Raw genomic sequence first — 15,579 nt, 5'->3', positions numbered from 1 at the left:
TTCAGCGCTTTTGGTGCGGTGGAGTTCGATGCGACAGGGATTTGTTCGACTGGGGATTGAGGCATGCGCTGGCAGGTTCAAGAGGCGAAACAGCGCTTCAGCGAGTTGCTCCGGGCCGCGGCGACGGGTGAGCCGCAGATAGTCACCCGGCACGGCGAGGAGATTGCAGTGGTGATGACCATGACGGAGTATCGGCGACTTCGTGACGAGGACCAACAGCCGACCCTGGTGGAATACCTGTTGAAGCGGCCCGCGGAGGGCGCGGCTCTCGACGACGACTTCCACCTCGAACGAGACCGCGGCCGGCGGCGCGACGAGGACCTGTTCGATTGATGGTGTCGTATCTGCTGGACACCAACGTCTTGTCCGAGCCGCAAAGGCGGTCGCCTGATCGCCGGGTCGTGGCATGGCTGGAGCGGCTCGTCGCCTCGAATGCCGAGGTGTACCTCAGCGTTTTGGTGGTGGGCGAGATCCGTAAGGGGATCGAGCTCCTGCGGCGCCGGGAGCCGCGGCGGGCCGAGTTGCTCGAAGCATGGCACGCGGGCCTGCTGGGGGCGTATGCCGACCGGATCCTGCCCGTCACCCTGGATGTCGCCGCGGAATGGGGCCGCATCGCGGGTGCCGGGCAGGTGTCGCCGGTTGACGGGCTGATCGCGGCCACCGCCAAGGTGCACCGACTCACCTTGGCTACCCGCAACGTCGCCGACTTCGAGCGGACCGGGGTGCGGGTGGTCAATCCGTTCGACGGCTGAGTGCCGGGACGGCCCGGTGTTCCGGCACGACTCGGTGGGACCGCTGCTACGAGTTGCTTCCCGCCGGGCGGTCGGGCGGTCCAGCGGCCGGGCGGTCGCCGGGCGGTCGCCGGGCGGTCCGGCGGTCGGGGGTCGGGCGCTCCGGCGGTCCGGCGGTCCGGCAGCCGGGCGGTCGCCGGGCGGTCCGGCGGTTCGGAGGCCGGGCGCTCCGGGGGTCGGCCGCCCGGAAACCTGGGCCGCCCCGCAACCGGGCCGCCCTGCAACCGGGCCGCCCTGCAACCGGGCCGCCCTGCAACCGGGCCGCCCTGCAACCGGGCCGCCCTGCAACCGGGCCGCCCTGCAACCAGGCCGCCCTGCAACCAGGCCGCCCTGCAACCGGGCCGCGCGGAAACCGGGCGCCGAAACCGGGCCGCTCGAAACGGGGTGCGCGACGTGAAGGGGTTGCCCGGCGCGGCGCAGCGTGTTTGTTTGAGAGGCAGTGACCATGGCCACAGGAGGTAGGCATGTCGGAGGCGTTGCGACTCGACCCGGCGAAGACCGCGGTCGTGCTGATCGAGTATCAGAACGAGTTCACCACCGACGGCGGCGTGCTGCATGACGCCGTGGCGCCGGTCATGGAGAAGACCGGCATGCTGGACAAGACGGTGGCTCTGGTCGAGGCGGCCCGGGCCGCGGGCGTGACCATCATGCACGCGCCGATCACGTTCGCCCCCGGATACGGCGAGCTCTCGCGGCATCCGTACGGGATCTTGAAGGGCGTCGTCGACGGCAATGCCTTCGTGAAGGGCACCTGGGGCGCGGCCATCGTCGATCGTCTGACTCCCGCTGAGGGTGACATCGTGATCGAGGGTAAGCGTGGCCTCGACACTTTCGCGAGCACCAACCTCGACTTCATCCTGCGCAGCAAGGGCATCGAGACCGTGATCATCGGCGGCTTCCTGACCAACTGCTGCGTCGAGTCGACGATGCGCAGCGCATACGAGAACGGCTACCGGGTGATCACGCTGACCGACTGCACGGCGGCGACCTCGCCCGAGGAACACGACAACGCCATCGCCTACGACTTCCCCATGTTCTCGATCCCGGTCGAGTCCGCACGCGTGGTGGAGGCGCTCTAGCGGCCTGTTCTACATTGCAAGCATGACCTACATCATCGCCGAGCCCTGCGTGGATGTGCTCGACAGGGCATGCGTGGAGGAATGCCCGGTCGACTGCATCTACGAGGGCAATCGGATGCTCTACATACACCCCGACGAGTGCGTCGACTGCGGGGCGTGCGAGCCCGTCTGCCCGGTCGAGGCGATCTTCTACGAGGACGACGTCCCGGAGCAGTGGAAGGACTACACGAACGCCAACTACGAGTTCTTCGAGGACCTGGGCTCACCGGGCGGCGCCGCGAAGATTGGCAAAATCGACAAGGACACGCCGTTTGTGGCCGCGCAGCCGCCCGGTGGTCAGTAGGAGCCGGTCCGGCCGGCCGGCTCAGCCGCCCGGCGGTCAGCCGAGCCGCCCGTAGTGAGCAGGCGCCGGCCCGGTTGGGCCGCCCAGCTGCCCGTCGCGAAGAGGCGTTGGCTCGGCGGGGCGGCCCGCACTCGTGCGCGCTTGGGGAGCGCTCACGAAGGCGTACGCGAAAGATGGCCTTTGAATTAGAGCCAGTGGTTGTCGTGCTCGAGGTAGAACGCGGTGCGCTCGTCGTCGGACATTTCCGACAGGTGCGCCAATCCCTCGAAGTAGCCCTCGCGCGGGGCGCCGGGGGAGAAGTGCAGCAGCATTGACGCCGGTTCGCCCGACTCGTTCTTGAAGCCGTGGATGCCGCCGGCCGGGACGTGCACCCAGTCGCCGGGTTCGGTGTCGATCCAGCGCTCGCCGTTGTAGATGCGCATGCTGCCGGACAGGATGTAGAACGACTCGGTGATGGTCTGGTGGAAGTGCGGATCGGGGCCGGTCACGCCGGGGCCGCACTCCCAGCGGTAGATGCCGAACAGCCCACCGGTCGCGGCGCCGGTGGAGAGGTAGTGGACCTTGGTGCCGTTGCGGTAGACGAGCTCGGGCTCGGTGGCGGCAGGCCGGTAGACGGCGCTGACCTCGCCGGAGTCGCCGTGGTAAAGCGGTGGCGGATACGTCATGGTCACATCATGCGCGAACCGGATGAATGGTGCCGACCCGGTCGGGGTAACCAGCGGACATGGCAAGTCTGAAGATCGATCCCGACCGCTATCCGCCGCTGGACCCGGGCGCGCCGATCCCGGACGACCCGGGTGAGCTGGAGCCGGACGCGCCGGCTCCGCTGCCGCCGGCCCCGATCGAGCCGGAACCCGAACCGCCGGCGCCCGGTGAGGCGCCGGATGAGGTGCCCGGTGAGGTGCCCGGTGAGGTGCCCGAGCCCGCCTGACCATTTTGCCGGTTTGCGACCGCTGGTGATGATCACACCGGCGGTCGCTTCTTTCTGTGCGTCTCATGCAACCTCGTGGGGGCGGTGAATCGTCAGGGGACCGTGAGAGCGAAGGAGGGCACGTGAAGACAGAGCGAGACGAGCAGTTCCACAGCTTCGTGCTCGGCCACCGCGCCCAATTGGTGCGCACGGCCACGCTGCTGACGGCGGGTGACGGTCACCTCGCCGAGGATCTGGTCCAGTCCACCCTGACCAAGCTCTACGTTGCCTGGCCGTCGTTCCGGAAGGCCGGCAACCCCGAGGGCTACCTGCGCCGGACGCTGGTGAACGCGCTGACCGACGAACGCCGTCGGTGGTGGCGCCGCCACGAGCGCACCGTCGCGGAGTTGCCGGACCGGCCGTTCGTGGCCGCCGGGACTTTGGGGGCTTCCGGGGCTGACGACCAGAGCGACCGGTTGCGGGCGGCGCTGCGGGAACTGCCACCGAAGATGCGGGCCGCGCTGGTGTTCCGCTACTTCTACGACCTCGACGTCGCCGACACCGCCGACGCCCTCGGGTGCACCGAGGGAACGGTGAAGAGCCAGACCGCGCGGGCCCTCGAACGGCTCCGCGGCGTTCTGGGCGAGACCGAGATTCCCCTGACAGGAGTGACCCGATGATGGACCTGCACGACCGATTCGACGAGATTGCCGGGCCGGTGTCGGCGCCCTCGCCCGCCGAGGCTGATCAGGACGTGGCCCGTGGCCGCCGCGCCCTGCGGCGCCGCCGCGCCGTGCGGGGGGCGGGAGCTTCGGTGTTCGCGGTGGCCGCGCTTGCGGCGGCGATCGCGTACGGCGCCGGCGCCGGCCCGTCCCACGACAACGCGCCGGTCGTCGCGGCGCCGGCGGTGGTGAGCACGCAGCTGGTCGCCTACCGCGGCGAGCAGCCCAAGGGCTTCACGATCGACAAGGTGCCCGCCGGCTGGGAGGTCCAGGGGGTCAGCGCCGCGTCGCTGACCATCGCGCCGGTCGGCGCCAAGGACAAGAACCCGGACAGCTTCGTCGACAAGATCGCCATCATGCTGCAGTCCCAGGACGCCACCGACACCCCGACCGGCACCGCGGTCCAGGTCGGCGGCAAGCCCGGCGTGATCAACCAGGGGCTCGGCACCGACCACGGCAAGAACCTGTGGGTCAAGCAGCCGAACGGCATCTGGATGCTGGTGCAGATCTGGGATGCCCGGGGCTGGTCGGACGCCGCGATGGTGGAGTTCGGGGCCGGCATTCACGTGCTGCCGGGGGCGGTGCAGGGGCGCGGCTGACGGACATTGCGCCGGGGAACGCCCTCACCAGCCGGTTCGGCGGGCGGGGGCGTTCCTTCTCACGGCGCCAGGCGCCACAGCGCGTCGAGCGGCACAGCCCGGATCTTCTCGCCGAACGGCAGGGTCTGCTGTCCCGTACAGAGGCCGGGCATGGCTTCAGTGTGCCCCAGAAGCATGATCAACGGTCATTTGGCCGGAGGTTGCGTGGTCACCTGGACGCTCATCGGGTGGTCAATGGGACGGGTCACCAGCCGCGGGTTCGCCACTCCGCCAGGTGGGGCCGCTCGGCGCCCAAGGTCGAGTCGCGGCCGTGGCCCGGGTAGAACCACGTGTCGTCGCCGAGCCGGCCGAACACCTTTGCCTCGAGGTCGTCCATCAGCGTCGTGTGGTCCTCGAGGGTGGTGGTCTTGCCGTGGCCGCCGGGGAACAGGCTGTCGCCGGTCCAGAGGTGGCCGTGGCCCTCGGGGTCTTGGTAGAGCAATGCGATCGAGCCCGGCGTGTGCCCGACCAGGTGGATCACCTCGAGCGAGCAGTCGCCGACCGTGACCGTGTCGCCCTCGGCGACCGTGTCGGTGACCACCGGGATCTCGCCGGCGTCGTCGGCGTGGGCCAGGGAGCGGGCGCCGGTCGCCTCGATCACGTCCTCGAGGGCCTGCCAGTGGTCGCCGTGCCGGTGGGTGGTGACGACCGTGGCCAGCCCGGTCTGGCCGATCAGCGACACCAGCGTGTCGTCGTCGTTGGCGGCGTCGATCAGCAGCTGCTCGTCGCCGCAGCGCAGCAGGTAGGCGTTGTTGTCCATCGGGCCGACCGAGACCTTCGTGATGGTCAGGTGGCCGAGCGTGCGGACGGCGGGCGCGCCGCCGCGGGTGACGTCTCCGGTGTAGGCCATGGTCACTTCCACCTCGCTGGGGTCGGGAGCTCGCCGTCCGGCGAGACGGTCAGGTCGGCGCCGTCGCCGCGGCCGGCGAGCCACGCGGCCAGGGATTTCGTCGGTCCGCCGACGACCGGCGCGTCGTCGGCGGCGCCGATGGTCAACGGGTGATCGATGCCGAACGGACGCAGGATCATCGGCGGGAAGTCGTCGCGGGCGGTGCTCACGATCTCGCGCAGCAACCGCAGCGCGAACGCGTCCGACCAGTCCGCCGGGCCGTAGCCCTGGGCGAGGTCGACGTGGTGCACCTCGACCTCGCGCAGCCGCGACCACGGCACGCCGGCCGCGGGCTGCTTGATGTGCTCGAGATAGAAGGTCCACGCCTGGGCGGGCATCGCGGCGCCGGCGTCGGCGAACCGCTCGTGGGCGGCCCGGATGTCCTCGATCTGGTCGCGCAGCGGCCGGCCGGCGCCCTCGGCGATCGCCGCGTCGCGCGCCTCCGGCGACGCGTAGGGCGGGGTCTCGATGCCGGTGCGGGCCCAGGTCAGCAGATTCGTGTACGCGTCGGCGTTGCGCGCGACGTGGGTCAGCACGTGCCCGACCGTCCAGCCGGGCAGCAGCGACGGCGCCCCGACCACCGCCGGATCGAGATCGGCCGCCGTGCGTAACAGGTTTTCGGTGGCGCGGTCGACGTCGGTGAGCAGAACGAGCGGATCCATCGTCACGGGCCCACCCTATCGACATCAAATTCGCTTTCGCTCGGGTAGTCGTGACCGTACCGTCTGTGCCAGACGCGCCGATCCGACCCGCGGAGGAGGTGGGGACCGTGCTGTTCGTGAATTCCGCGTCCCTTCACCCGGAGGGCGACGCCTGACCGCCCGGCCAGGCGCCCTCCCGTCCCGCAAAGGGTTCTCATGTCGCACGACCTGTCCCGGCTCGGCTGGGACGACTCCCTCGCATCCGCGTACCGTCGATTCGACCGCCCCGACGCCGCCCCGGCCCGCGTGTTGCGCGCCGACCGCGGCTTCTGCACCGTGCTCGGCGACGCCGGCGTCCTCCGCGCCAGCCTCTCCGGCAGCGTGCTGCTGGGCGCCGCGGGCGACCCGGTCAATCTGCCCTGCGCCGGCGACTGGGTGGTGACCCGCCGCTGGCCGGACCGCCGGGTGACGCTCGAGGTGGTGCTGCCGCGGCGTACCGCGCTGATCCGCCGCACCTCCGACAAGGACTCCACCGGCCAGCTGCTGGCCGCCAACATGGACACGATCGCGGTGGTGGAGCCGATCCACCCCGAGCCCGACGACGCCCGGATCGAGCGGTTGCTGGCCCTGGCCTGGGAATCGGGTGCGAAACCCCTGCTGGTGCTCAGCAAATCGGACACGGCGGCCGATCCCGACGCGATCGCTCGCCAGGTCGCGGAGCTGGCGCCGGGTGTGCCGGTGGTCGCGGTGAGCGTGCGGGGCACGCCCGGCGTCGAGAGATTGCGATCGTACGTCGAGGGCGGGCGCACCCTGGCTCTGCTGGGCCGTTCCGGGGCGGGCAAGTCGACGCTGGTGAACGCCCTGGCCGGCGCGGCCGTGATGCCGGTTCAGGCGATCCGCGACGCGGACGGCAAGGGGCGGCACACCACCGCCTACCGCAACCTCGTGCCGCTGGCGGGCGGCGGAGCGGTGCTCGACACCCCGGGCATCCGCGGCGTCGGCCTGCTGGACACCGCCGAGGGCCTCGACCGCGCCTTCGCCGACATCGCCGAGCTGGCCGCGCACTGCCGCTTCGGCGACTGCCACCACGGCGCCGAGCCGGGCTGCGCGGTCGCCGCCGCCCTGGCGAACGGGTCGCTGGCGCCGCGGCGGCTGGCCAGCTGGCGCAAACTGCGCCACGAGGTCGAGATCGAGACCGCTCGCCGGCGGGCCCGCCAGGCCGCGGCGGCCGGGCATCGGAGGCGGCGCGGATAGACTGCCCCGATGCGTGCGGTGGACGAGGTCGTGCCCCGGCTCGCCCCCGACAAGGAGACTCCGGCCCCGGCCGGGCCACGGCGGCGAGCCGGCCTCTGGGCGCTGCTGAGCTACGCGGCGCTGGCCGTGCTGGTGATGCTCCGGCTCTGGATCGACCCGGACGGCCGGGTGCTGGCCAGCAACGACGACGACCACGGCGTCTTCATGTACTTCCTGGCGCACGGCGAGCGGGTGCTGTTCCACGGCGCGAACCCGTTCTTCGACAGCCGGATGAACGTGCCGGACGGCGTGAACATGATGGCCAACACGTCCGTCCTGGCGATCAGCCTCCCGTTCGCGCCGATCACCCACTTCCTCGGCCCGGGCGTGTCGGTGGTGCTGGCGCTGACGTGCGGGCTCTTCGGCACCGCCGCGGCCTGGTACTGGGTGCTCTCCCGGCACCTGGTCGAGCGCCGGGTCGCGGCCTGGATCGGCGGGCTGTGGTGCGGCTTCGCGCCGGCCATGGTGTCGCACGCGAACGGGCACGTGAACTTCGTCAGCCAGTTCGTGACGCCGTTCATCGTCTGGCAGGTGCTGCGGCTGCGCGAGCCCGGGCGGGCCGTGCGCGGCGGGGTGTCGCTGGGGCTGCTGATCGTGCTGCAGGTCTTCGTCAACGAGGAGACGCTGCTGTTCACCGCGCTCACGCTGGGCGCTTTCGTCGTCGCGTACGCGGCAATGGCGCCCGCACGCGCCCGGAGCGACGCGCGGCACTTCCTGGCCGGCCTCGGCGTCGCGGCCTCGACCGCGATCGCCGTGCTCGCCTACCCGCTGTACTACCAGTTCCGGGGGCCGGGCTGGTATCAAGGCCAGCCGTTCCTGCCCGACAAATACGTCACCGACCTGCTCTCGCTGGGTGCGTTCGCCCGGCAGTCGCTGGCCGGCAACGCGGCGCTGACCCGGCACCTGAGCGTGAGCGCGACCGAGGACAACACGTTCTTCGGCCCGGCCGGCCTGGTGATGATCGTGGTGTCGGCGGTGGTGCTGTGGCGGCACGTCGCGGCCCGCGCCGCGGCGATCGCCGGCCTCGTGCTGCTGGTCGTCTCGATGGGCACCCGGCTGCGAGCGGCCGGGCACGACACCGGCATCCCGCTGCCGTTCGGCCTGGTCAGCCACGTGCCGATCATCGATCTCGTGAGCGTGACCCGGTTCGCCATGGTCACCGCGACGGTCGCCGGCGTGCTGGTGGCGCTGGCCACCGACCGGGCCCTGGCCTGGCCGGCGTCGGCGCGGCGGCGATGGTTCCAGGTGGGCCTGGTGCTCGCGTTGGTCCCGCTCGCCCCCAAACCGCTGCCGGTGGTCGCCGCCGACCCGCTGCCGGCCTTCCTCACCCAGGGCGCCTGGCGGCAGTACGTCCCCGCCGACCGCACCCTGGTCACCGTGCCGCTGCCCGAGGTCACCACCGGGCGGGCCGGCATCCGCTGGGCGGCGCTCTCGGGGCTGGAGTACAGGTCGCCGCGCGGCTACTTCATGGGGCCGGTGAACCCGCCGGCCGACCGCACCGGCTCGTGGAACGCGCCCCGCCGGTTCACCTCCGACCTGCTGTGGCAGGTGCGCGAGTACGGGCTGCGGCCGGTGCTGACCGACAGCGACCGGGTCAAGATCACCGGAGACCTGATCTTCTGGCGGGCGGCGGTCGTCGTGCTCGTCCCGAACAGCCGCAACGGGCCGGCGCTGCGCGACACCCTGGTCGACATGCTGGGCCGGCCGCAGCTCATCGGCGGGGTCGACGTGTGGGACGTACGCTATCTTCCGGTTCCCCCGGCCGAGTGAGGGACGCCTGCCTGAAGTGCGGGAATGTGCGTGATGTGTCAGGCGCTGCACCTGGGCGGGCCGGTTCCGGCGAAAACTTGTCGTACCCCATGGCTAGAGTGGCCGCGGCTCGTTTCATACACATGTACGGAGAGGCTGGCTGGTGGCCGACCGTTTGATCATTCGAGGCGCGCGCGAGCACAACCTGCGCGACGTCAACCTCGACCTGCCCCGCGACGCGATGATCGTCTTCACCGGGCTGTCCGGCTCGGGCAAGTCCAGCCTCGCGTTCGACACGATCTTCGCGGAGGGTCAGAGGCGCTACGTCGAGTCCCTCTCGTCGTACGCGCGGCAGTTCCTCGGGCAGATGGACAAGCCCGACGTCGACTTCATCGAGGGCCTGTCGCCCGCGGTGTCGATCGACCAGAAGTCGACCTCGCGCAACCCGCGCTCGACGGTCGGCACCATCACCGAGGTCTACGACTACCTGCGCCTGCTCTTCGCCCGCACCGGCATCCCGCACTGCCCGGTCTGCGGCGAGCGGATCAGCAAGCAGACGCCGCAGCAGATCGTCGACCGCGTGCTCGCGATGGACGAGGGCACCCGCTTCATGGTGCTCGCCCCGGTCATCCGCGGCCGTAAGGGCGAGTACGTCGATCTCTTCGCCGAGCTGCAGTCCAAGGGCTACGCCCGGGCCCGGGTCGACGGCGTCGTGCACCCGCTCACCGATTTTCTCGGCGACGACGCGGTCAAGCTGAAGAAGCAGGAGAAGCACACCATCGAGGTGGTGATCGACCGGCTCAGCGTCAAGGCGTCCAGCAAACAGCGCCTGACCGACTCGGTCGAGGCCGCCCTCGGCCTGGCCGGCGGCATCGTGCTGCTCGACTTCGTCGATCTGCCCGAGGACGACCCGGCCCGCGAGCGCCGCTTCTCCGAGCACCTGGCCTGCCCCAACGACCACCCGCTGGCGATCGAGGACCTCGAGCCCCGGGTCTTCTCCTTCAACGCGCCCTACGGCGCCTGCCCCGAGTGCACCGGCCTCGGCACCAAGAAGGAGGTCGATCCCGAGCTGATCATCCCGGACGAGGAGCGCAGCATCCGCGAGGGCGCGATCCAGCCGTGGTCCGGGGGCCAGACCATGGAGTACTTCCTGCGGCTGCTCGAGGCGCTCGCCGAGGCCGAGAAGTTCTCGGTCGACACCCCGTGGCGGGCGCTGCCGGCCCGGGCGCAGAAGACGATTTTGTACGGGGCGGAGGACCAGGTCCACGTCCGCTACCGCAACAAGTACGGCCGCGAGCGCTCCTACTACACCGGCTTCGAGGGCGTGGTGCAGTGGATCGAGCGCCGGCACAGCGACACCGAGAGCGACTGGTCCCGCGACAAGTACGAGGGCTACATGCGGGACGTGCCGTGCCCGGTGTGCGGCGGCGCCCGGCTCAAGCCCGAGGTGCTGGCGGTGACCATCGCCGGCAAGAGCATCGCCGAGGTCTGCAACCTGTCGGTGGGCGACTGCGCCGAGCTGCTGTCGACCATCGAGCTCGACGACCGGCAAAAGATGATCGCCGAGCGGGTGCTCAAGGAGATCAACGCCCGGCTGCGCTTCCTGGTCGACGTCGGCCTCGACTACCTCTCGCTCGACCGCGGCGCCGGCACGCTCTCCGGCGGCGAGGCGCAGCGCATCCGGCTGGCCACCCAGATCGGTTCCGGCCTGGTCGGCGTGTTGTACGTGCTGGACGAGCCGTCGATCGGCCTGCATCAGCGCGACAACCACCGGCTGATCGAGACCCTGGTGCGGCTGAAAAATCTGGGCAACACGCTGATCGTGGTCGAGCACGACGAGGACACGATCCGGACGGCCGACTGGATCGTCGACATCGGCCCGGGGGCCGGCGAGCACGGCGGGCACATCGTGCACAGCGGCTCGGTCGAGGGCCTGCTGAAAAACCAGAAGTCGCCGACCGGCGCCTACCTGTCCGGCCGCAAGTCGATCCCGACCCCGCGCACCCGCCGCCCGCAGACCAAGGGCCGCGAGCTGGTGGTCGAGGGCGCCCGCGAGCACAACCTGCGCGGCCTCACGGTCGAGTTCCCGCTCGGGCAGTTCGTCGCGGTCACCGGGGTCAGCGGCTCGGGCAAGTCCACGCTGGTCAACGACATCCTCTACACGGTGCTGGCCAACCAGGTGAACGGCGCTCGCATGGTGCCCGGCCGGCACACCCGGGTCACCGGCCTCGAGCACGTCGACAAGGTGGTGGGGGTCGACCAGTCGCCGATCGGGCGCACCCCGCGGTCCAACCCGGCGACGTACACGGGCGTGTTCGACAACATCCGCAAGCTCTTCGCCGAGACCACCGAGGCCAAGGTCCGCGGGTACGGCCCGGGCCGGTTCTCGTTCAACGTCAAGGGCGGCCGCTGCGAGAACTGCGCCGGCGACGGCACCATCAAGATCGAGATGAACTTCCTGCCCGACGTGTACGTCCCGTGCGAGGTCTGCAAGGGCGCCCGGTACAACCGGGAGACGCTCGAGGTGCACTACAAGGGCAAGACGATCTCCGAGGTGCTGGAGATGCCGATCGAGGAGGCGTCCGGCTTCTTCGAGGCGATCCCGGCGATCCACCGGCACCTCAAGACGCTGGTCGACGTCGGTCTCGGCTACGTCCGGCTCGGCCAGCCCGCGCCGACCCTCTCCGGCGGCGAGGCGCAGCGCGTCAAGCTGGCGTCCGAGTTGCAGAAGAGGTCGACCGGCCGCACCGTCTACGTGCTCGACGAGCCGACCACCGGCCTGCACTTCGAGGACATCCGCAAGCTGCTGCTGGTGCTCAACGGCCTGGTCGACAAGGGCAACACGGTGATCACCATCGAGCACAACCTCGACGTGATCAAGACGGCCGACTGGATCGTCGACATGGGCCCCGAGGGCGGCAGCAAGGGCGGTCTCGTGCTGGCCACCGGCCGGCCCGAGGAGGTGGCCGAGGTGGCCGAGAGCCACACCGGCGCGTTCCTGCGGCATTCGCTGGGCCTGGACGGCAAGCCGGCCGGCGCGCCCGACGCGGTCGCCCGCGCGGCGAGGGCGAACGGCGCCGCCGCGGCCAAGGCCAACGGGACGGCGAAGCCCCGCTCGACCCGGGCCCGCGCGAAGGCTACGGTCTGATCTCCCAGCAGAGTCACAGCCGGATCGATGAACCGGCATCGCCGCGGCCGCGTAATCAACTGCGACGCCGCGTGACCCGTCACGCGGACCTTGTACTGGAGGGCAACCGATGACAGACGTGCAGACGACGACCGACACCGAGCTTCCCGCCGAGGAGCCGGTTCAGCCGGGGCGTCCGGGCCCGGGCTCCCCGCGCCGCCTCGTCCTGCTCGGCGCCGGCGCGGTCGGCGCCACGGCCGTCCTGGCCGCCTGCGGCACCACCACCAGCAGCACCAACCCCAACGGCAGCGGCTTCACCAACGACCCCGCGCCGGCCGGCAGCGAGGCGGCGAAGGCGGGCGGCGACAGCGGTGGCTCCGACGGGGGCGGCTCGACCGGCGGCAGCGCGCTCGCCACGACCGCCGACATTCCCCAGGGCGGCGGCATCATCACGGCCGACTTCGTGATCACCCAGCCCAGGGCCGGCCAGTACCGGGCGTTCAGCAAGGTCTGCACCCACCAGGGCTGCGACGTCAGCAAGGTCGACGGCGGCCAGATCACCTGTCCGTGCCACGGCAGCAGGTTCTCCATCGAGACCGGCGCGCCGACCGCCGGGCCGGCCACCAAGCCGCTCACCGAGACCAAGGTCAAGGTGGACGGCGAGAACATCGTCAAGGCGTAACGCCGGGCGGGGCCGGAGGTCCGAGGCCGTGGCGGCGGCGACGGACCTCCGGTCGGACAATCATGTCAGTCCCCCGCACTAGTGTTGACCCCGTGCCAGACCCGTCGACCTATCGCCCGGCGCCAGGGACCATTCCGGAGTCACCCGGCGTCTATCGCTTCCGCGACCCGGCCGGCCGCGTCATCTACGTCGGCAAGGCCAAGAACCTGCGGAATCGCTTGAATTCCTACTTCGCCGACACCTGGTCGCTGCACGCTCGCACGCAGCAGATGGTGACCACGGCCGGCAGTGTGGACTGGGTCACGGTCGGCACCGAGGTCGAGGCGCTGCAGCTCGAGTTCTCCTGGATCAAGGAGTTCGACCCGCGCTTCAACGTCAAGTACCGCGACGACAAGTCGTATCCGTTCCTCGCCGTCACCCTCAACGAGGAATATCCGCGCCTGCAGGTGATGCGGGGCGCCAAGCGCAAGGGCGTGCGCTATTTCGGGCCGTATTCGCACGCCTGGGCCATCCGGGAGACCCTCGACCTGCTGCTGCGGGTGTTCCCGGCGCGCACCTGCTCGTCCGGCGTGTTCAAGCGGGCCGGCCAGATCGGCCGCCCCTGCCTGCTGGGATACATCGGCAAGTGCTCGGCCCCCTGCGTCGGGCAGGTCAGCGCCGAGGAGCACCGGGCGATCGTCGACGACTTCTGCGACTTCATGGCCGGCCGCACCGACACGTTCGTCAAGCGGCTCGAGCGCGAGATGATGCAGGCCTCCGAGGAGCTCGAGTTCGAGCGGGCGGCCCGGCTGCGCGACGACATCGCCGCGCTGCGCCGGGCGATGGAAAAGCAGACGGTGGTGCTCGGCGACGGCACCGACGCCGACGTCGTGGCCTTCGCCGAGGATCCGCTCGAGGCCGCGGTCCAGGTTTTTCACGTACGCGACGGGCGCGTGCGCGGCCAGCGCGGCTGGGTCGTCGAAAAGGTGGAGGATTTGACCACCGGCGACCTCGTGCACCACTTCTGCTCGCAGACGTACGGTGGCGAGCACGGCGAGGGCGACGTGCCGCGCGAGCTGCTCGTGCCGGCCCTGCCCGACGACGCCGACGCGCTCGCCGACTGGCTCTCCCAGCACCGCGGCAGCCGGGTGCACCTGCGGGTGCCGCACCGCGGCGACAAGCGGGCGCTGCTCGAGACCGTGGCGCGCAACGCGGGGGAGTCGCTGCAGCGGCACAAGCTGCGCCGGGCCGGCGACCTGACCACCCGCAGCAAGGCGCTCGACGAGATCGCCGAGGCCCTGGGGATGGAGACGGCGCCGCTGCGGATCGAGTGCTTCGACGTGTCGCAGATTCAGGGGACCGACGTGGTGGCGTCCATGGTGGTCTTCGAGGACGGGCTGGCGCGCAAGAGCGAATACCGGCGGTTCGCGGTGCGGGGCAACCCCGACGGCAGCGGGATGGACGACCTGTCGGCGATGACCGAGGTGATGCGACGCCGGTTCGCCCGCTATCGGGCGCGTCCGGGCGCGGACGCCCCGCGCGATCGCCCGGAGTCCGACGCGGCCGACGACGAGGCCGACGAGCTGTTGCACGGCGCCGGCCACGACCACGGCCGGGAGCCGGGCACGGGGGACGAGCCCGGCGGCGAGCTGGGCCCGAGTGGCTCGCGCGGCGGCGGGCCGGGATTGAGTGGCCAGCACGGCGGGGTGGCCGGCTTGGAGGGCGAGCACGGCGGCGTGGCGGGCTTGGGGGGCGAGCAGGGCGGCGTGGCGGGCTTGGGGGGCGAGCACGGCGGCGTGGCGGGCTTGGGGGACGACCCGGACGGGCTGGCCACCAATGATCTGCCGGGCATCGACCCGCTCACCGGCAAGCCGCGGCGGTTCGCCTACCCGCCGCAGCTGGTCGTCGTGGACGGCGGGCAGCCGCAGGTCAACGCGGTCGCCGAGGTCTTCGCCGAGCTGGGCATCACCGACGTGGCGCTGTGCGGGCTGGCCAAGCGCCTCGAGGAGGTTTGGCTGCCCGGCGAGGACTTCCCGGTGATCCTGCCGCGCACGTCCGAGGCGCTCTATTTGTTGCAGCGGGCCCGCGACGAGGCGCACCGGTTCGCCATCACGTTCCACCGGCAGCGCCGGTCCAAGCGGATGACCGGTTCGGCGCTCGACAGCATCCCCGGGCTGGGGGAGACCCGCCGCAAGGCGTTGCTGCGGCACTTCGGCTCGCTCAAGCGTCTCGCCGCCGCGACCCCGGAGGAGATCACCGAGGTGCCGGGCATCGGCCGCCGCACCGCCGAGACGCTGCTCGCCGCGCTCAACCCGCCCGCGGCCGAGGAGAAGCCACCGGCCGAGCCGGGTGCCGTCCCACCCGGCGGCGCGGGCCGCACGCGAGCCGGGGCCACCCGCGCCCGAGCCGGTGCGAGCCTGCCGCCGCCCGCTTCCGTGAAGACGTCCGCGGTCGAGGCCGCGATGGCAACGGAGAGCACTGTGGCCATGGAAAAGGCAGCGCCCGCCGAGAGCGTTGCGGCGGCCGGGAGCGTTGCGGCCGGCGGGAGCGTTGCGGCCGGCGGGAGCGTTGCGGCCGGCGGCGGTGTCGCGCCAGGGGACGGCGCGCCGCCCGGCAACGTCGCGCCGGACGAAGGTCTTGCCACTGCCGGCAGCGTTGCGGCGCCGGCGAGTGTTGCCGCTGCCGGGAGCGCCGCCTCCACTGAGAGCGCCGCCTCCATCGCGAACGCCGGCCCGG

At 71.3% G+C, this 15,579-nt stretch carries 14 protein-coding genes and 1 pseudogene; 12 read left to right on the top strand and 3 right to left on the bottom strand.

What is annotated here, in order from left to right; genetic code table 11:
* Positions 1 to 63: 63 nt before the first annotated feature.
* The 4 genes from ACFQS1_RS04205 (at position 64) to fdxA (ending at position 2,213) form a co-directional block, all read left to right on the top strand.
* Positions 64 to 333, top strand: coding sequence for a type II toxin-antitoxin system Phd/YefM family antitoxin (locus ACFQS1_RS04205; protein WP_378964705.1), 270 nt, complete (start codon positions 64 to 66; stop codon positions 331 to 333).
* Positions 333 to 752, top strand: coding sequence for a type II toxin-antitoxin system VapC family toxin (locus tag ACFQS1_RS04200; protein WP_378964704.1), 420 nt, complete (start codon positions 333 to 335; stop codon positions 750 to 752). Before ACFQS1_RS04205 ends, ACFQS1_RS04200 begins: the two co-directional genes overlap by 1 nt.
* 503 nt (positions 753 to 1,255) lie before the next feature.
* Positions 1,256 to 1,870: a cysteine hydrolase family protein gene (locus tag ACFQS1_RS04195; RefSeq protein ID WP_378964703.1), complete on the top strand. Its 615-nt coding sequence runs from the start codon at positions 1,256 to 1,258 to the stop codon at positions 1,868 to 1,870.
* A gap of 22 nt (positions 1,871 to 1,892) precedes the next feature.
* Positions 1,893 to 2,213, top strand: a complete 321-nt coding sequence (gene fdxA / locus ACFQS1_RS04190) for a ferredoxin (protein WP_378964701.1) — start codon at positions 1,893 to 1,895, stop codon at positions 2,211 to 2,213.
* A 185-nt stretch (positions 2,214 to 2,398) separates the two neighbouring features.
* Here the strand turns inward: fdxA and ACFQS1_RS04185 are convergent, their stop codons facing one another.
* Positions 2,399 to 2,878, bottom strand: coding sequence for a cupin domain-containing protein (locus tag ACFQS1_RS04185; RefSeq protein ID WP_378964700.1), 480 nt, complete (start codon positions 2,876 to 2,878; stop codon positions 2,399 to 2,401).
* Between the two features lie 59 nt (positions 2,879 to 2,937).
* On the opposite strand from ACFQS1_RS04185, the gene ACFQS1_RS04180 reads away from it, so the two are divergent.
* From ACFQS1_RS04180 to ACFQS1_RS04170, 3 genes are all read left to right on the top strand, one after another.
* A complete protein-coding gene (locus ACFQS1_RS04180; RefSeq protein WP_378964699.1) occupies positions 2,938 to 3,144 on the top strand; it encodes a hypothetical protein in 207 nt (68 codons plus the stop codon).
* Positions 3,145 to 3,266: 122 nt separating this feature from the next.
* Positions 3,267 to 3,803: a SigE family RNA polymerase sigma factor gene (locus tag ACFQS1_RS04175; protein ID WP_378964698.1), complete on the top strand. Its 537-nt coding sequence runs from the start codon at positions 3,267 to 3,269 to the stop codon at positions 3,801 to 3,803.
* A complete protein-coding gene (locus tag ACFQS1_RS04170; protein ID WP_378964696.1) occupies positions 3,800 to 4,444 on the top strand; it encodes a hypothetical protein in 645 nt (214 codons plus the stop codon). Before ACFQS1_RS04175 ends, ACFQS1_RS04170 begins: the two co-directional genes overlap by 4 nt.
* 244 nt (positions 4,445 to 4,688) lie before the next feature.
* On the opposite strand, the gene ACFQS1_RS04165 is transcribed toward ACFQS1_RS04170, so the two are convergent.
* Together ACFQS1_RS04165 and ACFQS1_RS04160 are read right to left on the bottom strand one after the other, a co-directional pair.
* Entirely contained in the window at positions 4,689 to 5,333 is a 645-nt protein-coding gene (locus tag ACFQS1_RS04165; RefSeq protein ID WP_378964695.1) for an MBL fold metallo-hydrolase, read from the bottom strand.
* 2 nt (positions 5,334 to 5,335) lie between these two features.
* The gene (locus ACFQS1_RS04160) at positions 5,336 to 6,040 is read right to left on the bottom strand and encodes a maleylpyruvate isomerase family mycothiol-dependent enzyme (RefSeq protein WP_378964694.1); all 705 of its coding nucleotides are present in this window, start codon (positions 6,038 to 6,040) and stop codon (positions 5,336 to 5,338) included.
* Positions 6,041 to 6,229: 189 nt separating this feature from the next.
* Here ACFQS1_RS04160 and rsgA point away from each other — a divergent pair, with 189 nt between their 5' ends.
* From rsgA to uvrC, 5 genes and pseudogenes are all read left to right on the top strand, one after another.
* Positions 6,230 to 7,267 (top strand): ribosome small subunit-dependent GTPase A, encoded by a 1,038-nt coding sequence (gene rsgA / locus ACFQS1_RS04155; protein ID WP_378964692.1) that lies wholly within the window; start codon positions 6,230 to 6,232, stop codon positions 7,265 to 7,267.
* 9 nt (positions 7,268 to 7,276) lie between these two features.
* Entirely contained in the window at positions 7,277 to 9,076 is a 1,800-nt protein-coding gene (locus ACFQS1_RS04150; protein ID WP_378964691.1) for a hypothetical protein, read from the top strand.
* Positions 9,077 to 9,218: 142 nt separating this feature from the next.
* Complete coding sequence (gene uvrA, locus ACFQS1_RS04145) at positions 9,219 to 12,203, top strand: excinuclease ABC subunit UvrA (RefSeq protein ID WP_378964690.1); 2,985 nt, start codon at positions 9,219 to 9,221, stop codon at positions 12,201 to 12,203.
* Between the two features lie 109 nt (positions 12,204 to 12,312).
* Positions 12,313 to 12,864 carry a Rieske (2Fe-2S) protein gene (locus ACFQS1_RS04140; RefSeq protein ID WP_378964689.1) on the top strand — a complete coding sequence of 184 codons (552 nt, stop codon included), beginning with the start codon at positions 12,313 to 12,315 and terminating at the stop codon, positions 12,862 to 12,864.
* A gap of 92 nt (positions 12,865 to 12,956) precedes the next feature.
* Positions 12,957 to 15,179 (top strand): annotated as a pseudogene (uvrC, locus tag ACFQS1_RS04135) (excinuclease ABC subunit UvrC); the annotation flags it as partial.
* Positions 15,180 to 15,579: the final 400 nt, after the last annotated feature.

The sequence above is a fragment of the Paractinoplanes rhizophilus genome (assembly GCF_042664765.1).
In the GTDB taxonomy this organism is placed as follows: domain Bacteria; phylum Actinomycetota; class Actinomycetes; order Mycobacteriales; family Micromonosporaceae; genus Actinoplanes; species Actinoplanes rhizophilus.
The sequence above is the reverse complement of the archived record's forward strand: the minus strand, read 5'-3'. Positions and strand labels throughout refer to the sequence as shown.

What these genes read in the sequence shown, in the direction of transcription:
- ACFQS1_RS04150 (WP_378964691.1), top strand. Translation starts at nt 7,277, where the DNA reads ATGCGTGCGGTGGACGAGGTCGTGCCCCGGCTCGCCCCCGACAAGGAG.
- ACFQS1_RS04205 (WP_378964705.1), top strand. Translation starts at nt 64, where the DNA reads ATGCGCTGGCAGGTTCAAGAGGCGAAACAGCGCTTCAGCGAGTTGCTC.
- ACFQS1_RS04170 (WP_378964696.1), top strand. Translation starts at nt 3,800, where the DNA reads ATGATGGACCTGCACGACCGATTCGACGAGATTGCCGGGCCGGTGTCG.
- fdxA (WP_378964701.1), top strand. Translation starts at nt 1,893, where the DNA reads ATGACCTACATCATCGCCGAGCCCTGCGTGGATGTGCTCGACAGGGCA.
- rsgA (WP_378964692.1), top strand. Translation starts at nt 6,230, where the DNA reads ATGTCGCACGACCTGTCCCGGCTCGGCTGGGACGACTCCCTCGCATCC.
- ACFQS1_RS04200 (WP_378964704.1), top strand. Translation starts at nt 333, where the DNA reads ATGGTGTCGTATCTGCTGGACACCAACGTCTTGTCCGAGCCGCAAAGG.
- ACFQS1_RS04165 (WP_378964695.1), bottom strand. Translation starts at nt 5,333, where the DNA reads ATGGCCTACACCGGAGACGTCACCCGCGGCGGCGCGCCCGCCGTCCGC.
- ACFQS1_RS04195 (WP_378964703.1), top strand. Translation starts at nt 1,256, where the DNA reads ATGTCGGAGGCGTTGCGACTCGACCCGGCGAAGACCGCGGTCGTGCTG.
- ACFQS1_RS04185 (WP_378964700.1), bottom strand. Translation starts at nt 2,878, where the DNA reads ATGACGTATCCGCCACCGCTTTACCACGGCGACTCCGGCGAGGTCAGC.
- ACFQS1_RS04140 (WP_378964689.1), top strand. Translation starts at nt 12,313, where the DNA reads ATGACAGACGTGCAGACGACGACCGACACCGAGCTTCCCGCCGAGGAG.
- ACFQS1_RS04180 (WP_378964699.1), top strand. Translation starts at nt 2,938, where the DNA reads ATGGCAAGTCTGAAGATCGATCCCGACCGCTATCCGCCGCTGGACCCG.